At 62.0% G+C, this 6,190-nt stretch carries 5 protein-coding genes and 1 pseudogene; 3 read left to right on the top strand and 3 right to left on the bottom strand.

Annotation, left to right across the window (positions count from 1 at the left end):
• The first annotated feature begins 427 nt into the window (after positions 1–427).
• Positions 428–1,921, top strand: coding sequence for an NAD(P)/FAD-dependent oxidoreductase (locus VN856_RS26150; RefSeq protein WP_325694734.1), 1,494 nt, complete (start codon positions 428–430; stop codon positions 1,919–1,921).
• A 7-nt stretch (positions 1,922–1,928) separates the two neighbouring features.
• Here VN856_RS26150 and VN856_RS26145 read toward each other — a convergent pair whose 3' ends face one another.
• From VN856_RS26145 to VN856_RS26135, 3 genes are read right to left on the bottom strand one after another with little or no spacing between them, the layout of a single operon-like run.
• Positions 1,929–2,735 carry a phthiotriol/phenolphthiotriol dimycocerosates methyltransferase gene (locus VN856_RS26145; protein ID WP_325694732.1) on the bottom strand — a complete coding sequence of 269 codons (807 nt, stop codon included), beginning with the start codon at positions 2,733–2,735 and terminating at the stop codon, positions 1,929–1,931.
• 30 nt (positions 2,736–2,765) lie between these two features.
• On the bottom strand, positions 2,766–4,133 hold the full coding sequence (locus VN856_RS26140; RefSeq protein WP_325694731.1) for a cytochrome P450: 1,368 nt from the start codon (positions 4,131–4,133) through the stop codon (positions 2,766–2,768).
• 51 nt (positions 4,134–4,184) lie between these two features.
• Positions 4,185–5,021, bottom strand: a complete 837-nt coding sequence (locus tag VN856_RS26135) for a phthiotriol/phenolphthiotriol dimycocerosates methyltransferase (protein WP_325694729.1) — start codon at positions 5,019–5,021, stop codon at positions 4,185–4,187.
• 538 nt (positions 5,022–5,559) lie between these two features.
• On the opposite strand from VN856_RS26135, the pseudogene VN856_RS26130 reads away from it, so the two are divergent.
• Both VN856_RS26130 and VN856_RS26125 read left to right on the top strand, forming a co-directional pair.
• Positions 5,560–5,969 (top strand): annotated as a pseudogene (locus VN856_RS26130) (MmpS family transport accessory protein).
• Positions 5,966–6,190: hypothetical protein (locus VN856_RS26125; protein WP_325694727.1), on the top strand; the 225-nt coding region annotated here is incomplete at its 3' end. The pseudogene VN856_RS26130 and the gene VN856_RS26125, both read left to right, overlap by 4 nt.

Here is a 6,190-nt window from a genome sequence, read left to right as displayed (position 1 = left end):
CGGTGAAGCCGCGCGGCGCCAGATACAAGGTGTCAGCGGCGTCCACGTATCTCTCCGGCGGCAGCGGAATGCCGCTGCCGCCGATGACCAGCGCCGCCCCGTCGCCGAGTAACGAATCCGCGGAGTCGATGAGCTGTATGTCACGGGTGTGGATCACGCGCGCGGGTGAGGTCTCCATGGGAGCCGCGATGAGACCTCCCACTGCGATTGCGCACACGACGCTGACGAGGCAACGACGGTACAGGCAACGCATGTGAGGCCTTCGAAATGACCGAGCTGATTTCGGGACCGTACTCGAAACACCCCAATACTGTTGGACATTGATCCAATTGACGGTTGTCCGGCGCACGAAGGCCAGCGTGCGCCGGCTAGATCATTTTCGCTGTCGTTTCACCGTTTGAGCAGCAGAAGGTACCGTTTAGTTCTTATGGGCGAGCAGCAATTCGATGTGGTCATCGTGGGGGCGGGTTTCGGCGGAATCGGCGCCGCGATCCAGCTGAGCAGCCTGGGTTACGAGAACATCGTGATTCTCGACCGTGAAGACGATCTGGGTGGGACGTGGCACGTCAACCATTACCCAGGTCTGTCGGTCGATCAGCCGTCACCCACGTTCTCCTACCGGTTCGAGCCGAACCCGTACTGGTCCCGGATGTATGCCCCGGGCTCTGAACTCAAGCACTACGCCGTGCATGTGGCCGAGAAATACAACGTGCGCCGGTTCATGCGGTTCAACACCACCGTCGAGGGTGCCCGGTGGGACGAGGACGCCCAGGTGTGGCGGGTTGCGCTGGCCGGCGGCGAGACGCTGAGCACACAGTTCCTGATCGCCGCGACCGGCTTCCTGTGTCAGCCGAAGATGCCGGACATCGCCGGTATCGAGACTTTCGGTGGCCGCATCATCCACACCGCCGCCTGGGATGACGACTTTTCCCTCAGCGGCCGCCGTGCCGCGGTGATCGGAACCGGTTCTACCGGTGTGCAAGTCGTTCCCGAGTTGGCCAAGGAAGTCGCCGAGCTGACGGTGTATCAACGCACCCCGATCTGGGTGCTGCCGAAGTTCGACGTCAAGTTCTTCCCAGCCGTGCAACGGCTTTTCGCCCGATTCCCGACAACCCAGCGCCTCCTGCGCTGGTACACCGACGCCATTCTGGAATTCTCCATGGTCATCACGATGTGGAAGTACCGGTACTTCAGGGTCTTCAACAAAGGCATCTCGCAGTTCTCGAGGCTGTACCGAATGCTGCTGGTGCGCAACCGGGAGCTGTCACGAAAACTGGATCCCGATTTCGACTTCGGTTGCAAGCGGCCCACCATCTCCAACGACTTCTACCGGGCGTTCACCAAATCCCATGTGCATCTGGAGACCAACGGGATCGCTCGGATCGAGCCCGATGGCATCGTCGCCAACGACGGCACCAAGCGCCTGATCGACACCCTGGTACTGGCAACCGGATTCGACGTCTGGGAGGCCAACCTGCCCGCGATCGAGGTGATTGGACGGGACGGTAAGAATCTCGGAAAGTGGTGGCGGGAAACCCAATTCCAGGCCTATGAAGGCATTTCGATGCCCGGCTTCCCAAACTTCCTGTCGATGGCCAGCCCCTACGCGTGGGTGGGTCTGTCGTGGTTCAACACCGTGGAATACCAGATGCGGCACATGGAACGGGTGTTCGGAGAACTTCAGCAGCGCGGCGCCCGCACCTTCGAGGTCACCGAAGCGGCCAACGCCCGGTTCCTCGAACGGATGACGACGCTGATGAAAGACTCCGCGTTCGAGCTCGGCAACTGCGTGACCTCGCGGTCCTACTGGTTCAGGGACCACACCGGCAAAGGTGAAGCACCGCTGTTCCGTCCGACATCGGTACGCAGCGCCGTGAAGGAGCAGGACCGATTTCCGATGTCGGACTACGCAATAGCCTGACCGCCGGTCATTCTTTGGTGAAGCAGTAGATCCGGTACTCGGCGCCACCACTCTCAATCACGTTGTAGATCCCGGTACCTGGTACGCCGGCGAAGTGCCGGCCGAACGGCCGGAACCACTTCGGCAGCTGCGCGCTGATCAGATCCAGCTTGTGCTGTGCGCTGGCATCCAGTGAGCGGATCACTCCGTCATTGATGACCCGCATGGACACCTGACGCAGCGGCATCGCGTCGAGAGCGCCCTCCCAGACCGGGAATTCAGGGCGGCCGCGAAAATCGGCGTAGAGCAAGCTGCCGCCCGGCTTCAGCACGCGCGTGACCTCGGACAGGAATTTCGACAGGTTCGGATAGGCGTGTGAGGCTTCGACATTCACGATCGCGTCAAAGGTGTTGTCCGGGAACGGCAGATCTTCGGCGTTGCCGTGCACGAAGTTCAGCCCGGGCAGCTTGTGGTGCTCGGTGCAGTAGGCGACGCCGTCCGGGTTGTAGTCCAGCCCGGTGTACTCGGCCGGCTTGAACGTGCGCACGATGTAGGACGCGCCGCCGCCGTGGCCGCAGCTGCACTCCAACACCTTCTTGCCAGCCAGGTCGATCTGAGAGGCGACCTGGTTGTACAGGTTGATCGAGTATCGGTTGGCCGCGTCGTTTTCGTCCAGCGGAAGGTTCAGCGGCGGGTCTGCCTCGTAGCCGTAGTTGAGGAAGGTGACGTCCTGGGTGTTGAGCCGACGGGTGAGGAACGGGTACCAGACCTTGTTCATGAAGGCCTTGTAGCCTCGGTAGCCGATGTCGGTGACGCGTTCCTTAGTCGTGGGCATGCCCGGAAGTATGCCAGGCGAGCGCTGGCGTCAGCTGCTGTGGTCGGCGACCGACACGGAGTCGCGATCACTGGGCACGACGTGCGTCCGCCGGTAGACCACGGCGCGTGCGCCTTTGCCGGGAGCAATCGCCACACCGCGGAAGTTTCGGCTTTCGTCAGGCGCATCGGTTGGCGTGAAGCGGAATTCGCGGAACAGGGTCCTCAGCGTGATGTCCATCTCCATATGGGCGAACGATGCTCCGACGCAACGGTTTATGCCGCCGCCGAATGGCACCCAGCGGAACGACGGGGGCGGGTTTCCGACGAACCGGTCCGGGTTGAATGCTTCCGGGTCGGTGTAGTTGACATCCGACTCGTGCGCGAGTTGAAAATCGATCATCACGCCGGTGTCTTCGGGAAGAACCCACTCGCCCAACCGGACTCTGGTCTTCGTGTTGCGCAGCGAGGCCGCGATTGTCGGCCGGACGCGTTGTATTTCGTAGATCGTCGCCTGCCGCAGGTCGGATCCGCCGGCGTCGACTTCCTCGGTGAGCCGCCTCATCACGTCCGGGTTGCGGCGCAACCGCTCGACGGCCCATGCCAATTGCGACGCAGTGGTCTCATGGCCGGCGGCCACCAATGTCAGTAGCTCGTCGGCGATATGGCGATCGGAGATCGGCTGGCCGTCTTCGTAGCGGGCCTGCAACAGCAGTGCGAGCATGTCACCGCGATCGGACAACGACGAATCCGCGCGTGCCTCGGCGATGAGCTCGTCGATCACCGCGTCGAACCGGCGTCGATAGCCCGCCAGCTTGCTACCCGGGCTCCAGGAACCGTACTCGCGTCGCACAACGGGAGGCATGCGCTGCAGCAGCGAGCCCAGGGTGATCAACGGCGGTATCACGATGCGCAGCTCATCCAGGGCGTCGGCGCGCTCGCCGAAGGTGGCCCGCATGATCGCATTGAGCGTCAGCCGGGTCATGGTCTCCAGCGTTTCGAATTCTTGGCCCTCCGGCCAGTTCGCGGTTTCGCGCAGCACCTCATCTTCGACGATGCTCTCGTAGTTCTTCACTCGCTTGCCAGAGAAGTTGGGTAGCACCAGCTTTCGCCGCTCTGAGTGCTCCTTGCCGAGCAGGCTGAAGGTCGACCCAGGCCCGAACGCCTGCCCGAGCACCTTGGTCGGGCGTTCGATCAGATCAAAACTGGTGCTGTACACATCCTTAACGATGTCGCGGTCGTGGATGACGACCATCTTCCCGAAAACCGGCAGGTTGATGGTGAAAGGACCGCCATAATGCCGGCTCAGCCGGGGTGCGACCGAATACTGCAGCGAGGTCAGGAACAGCACGCTTTGGACGAGCTTGGGCAACGGGAGCGCAGGCGGCAGCCGTACCGGGTCGGTCGTCGCCGTTGCCATGTCGCCCCCTTCCTCGTTCTCTGCCAGCAGTTTTCAGCGTACCGAGGCGATTTAATCCTTGGTGAACAAGTACACGCGGTAGGTGTACTCGCCGCCGCGCAGTGCGCCATTGAATGCCCAGTCGGTCATGTCGCTGGCGTAGCGGGCGAAGGTACGGCTGATCGCCGCGCCGTGCTGGCTGATCCGCTCGTGTTTGCGCGGGGCGTTCTTCTCGTTGCCGCGCAGCACGTTCTGATCGATCACCGTCATGGACAGCTGCCGCAACGAAGAGTTGGCCAACCCCGCTTCCCACTCCGCGACCTCGGAACGCGGACGGAAGTCGGTGTAGAGGAAATGTCCGCCCGAGCGCAGTACCCGCGCCACTTCGGACAGGAATTTCGGGAAGTCGGGGTAGAGGTGCGAGGCCTCGACGTTGACCAGCGCGTCAAAGGATTCGTCGGCGAAGGGCAGAGCCTGGGCGTTGCCCTCCACAAAATCCAGGTTGGGCAGGTGGTGCCTGTTTTTGGCGAACTCGATGCCCGCGGGGTTCAAGTCCAGTCCGGTGTAGGAAGCCGGGTGCGCAGTGCGCACCAGATATGAGGCCCCGCCGCCATGGCCGCAGCTGCACTCCAGCACGCGCTTTCCGCTCAGGTCGACCTGGGTCGCTGTGCGGTGATAGAGCTGGATGAAGTACCGGTGGGGTTCGTCGGCCGTGTCGAGCGGAATACCCATCGGCGGGTCTTCTTCGTATCCGTAGTTGAAGAACAACCAGTCATCGCCGCCGAGCAAACGAGTCTGCGAGGCGAACCGTGTGGTGGCGAATGAAGTGAATATCAACCGAAAGACGAAGGGGTTTATCACCAGTCGATGAACTAGTGGGCTGCGGGTCAGGCGGTTCGCGGTGGCCATCGCGGAAGTATGACATGCGCGTGAGCCCACGGTGCAACGCGGTTGGCACCGCCGACCAGCGCTGATCGCGAAAACCGCAGGTACGACAGGGGTCGCTGGTTTCGAGCCGACCAAGTCCGACCAACGCGGCGGCCGAGCCTGAAAGCGCCGCAATACACGATGTCGGCATCGATCGCGTCGTGGCCTTTCAATGTTTTCCGGTGGCGCGTGCTCATAGCCGCATTTGTTGCCATTGCCATTGCCATTGCCCAGTCAGCAAGAAGCATCAATTCTGGTCGTCCTTGGAGATGGTTAACCGACGCCGACCGCGTATTGCGCGAAGCGTTTGCAAGATAACAAGAGGCGCCCGACAAGAGCCGAAGTTGACGGCATAACTGCAGGTCAAGGCCCTATGGCGGGTATGTCGAATTCTTAGGCAATGCATGGAAAAAACCCCTGATGCGTTCTCGCGAGTGCATGGTTTACTCGTCCCACTGGTCGCTCTCGCACCGGGGGCCACAGGCGTTCTGGATGGGACTAGGAGAAGGTGTTCGCTGGAGTGCTCGAGCCCGGATGGATCCCGCTGGCGGTCATCGCGTGCGGTGGTTTCGCGGTGCCGCGGGGTCGCGCCTGGTTCGGTTCGGAGACGCCCAGCGCCTATTCGCACTCCCCATTGACGGGCAACGTCTTCAGCCCGAAGTCCGTGGTTTACAAGGTCTTCGGTCCGGTGGGCGCGGCGGCAGACATCGGCTATTTTGATGTGACCTCCGACCCGCACCGGACCGATGGGGCGCACTACGCTGGTCTTTGCAGATCACGGCGAATGTCTCGGCCGTCATGGGTAACGTTATTGCACACAACGACAACAACAGTGTTGGCTGCCGGACCGTGGTGAACGGTCAGGTCGAAGCCGAGAGGATCTCGAACGACGTGAATGCCTACACGCACTGCCTGGTGGAGGGCGTATGAGCAACCACCATGCTCGTGAGGAGCGCATCCCCGGGACGTTCGTAGCGCGAACCGTTCGCCAGTTGTCGGTACCCATCATTCTCGGGTGGTTGGCGATCACGGTGCTGGTGACTCTCGCGGTTCCCACGCTCGAGCAGGTCGCTCGGGATCACGCCGTATCGCTCGGGACCAAGGACGCGCCGTCGGTCAGAGCCATGGCGCGCATCGGAAAGGTATTCAAA

The sequence above is a fragment of the Mycobacterium sp. genome (assembly GCF_035603715.1).
Lineage (GTDB): Bacteria > Actinomycetota > Actinomycetes > Mycobacteriales > Mycobacteriaceae > Mycobacterium.
The sequence above is the reverse complement of the archived record's forward strand: the minus strand, read 5'-3'. Positions and strand labels throughout refer to the sequence as shown.

Excerpts from the sequence above, each read along its gene's own strand:
- VN856_RS26150 (WP_325694734.1), top strand. The coding sequence starts at position 428 with ATGGGCGAGCAGCAATTCGATGTGGTCATCGTGGGGGCGGGTTTCGGC.
- VN856_RS26145 (WP_325694732.1), bottom strand. The coding sequence starts at position 2,735 with ATGCCCACGACTAAGGAACGCGTCACCGACATCGGCTACCGAGGCTAC.
- VN856_RS26140 (WP_325694731.1), bottom strand. The coding sequence starts at position 4,133 with ATGGCAACGGCGACGACCGACCCGGTACGGCTGCCGCCTGCGCTCCCG.
- VN856_RS26135 (WP_325694729.1), bottom strand. The coding sequence starts at position 5,021 with ATGGCCACCGCGAACCGCCTGACCCGCAGCCCACTAGTTCATCGACTG.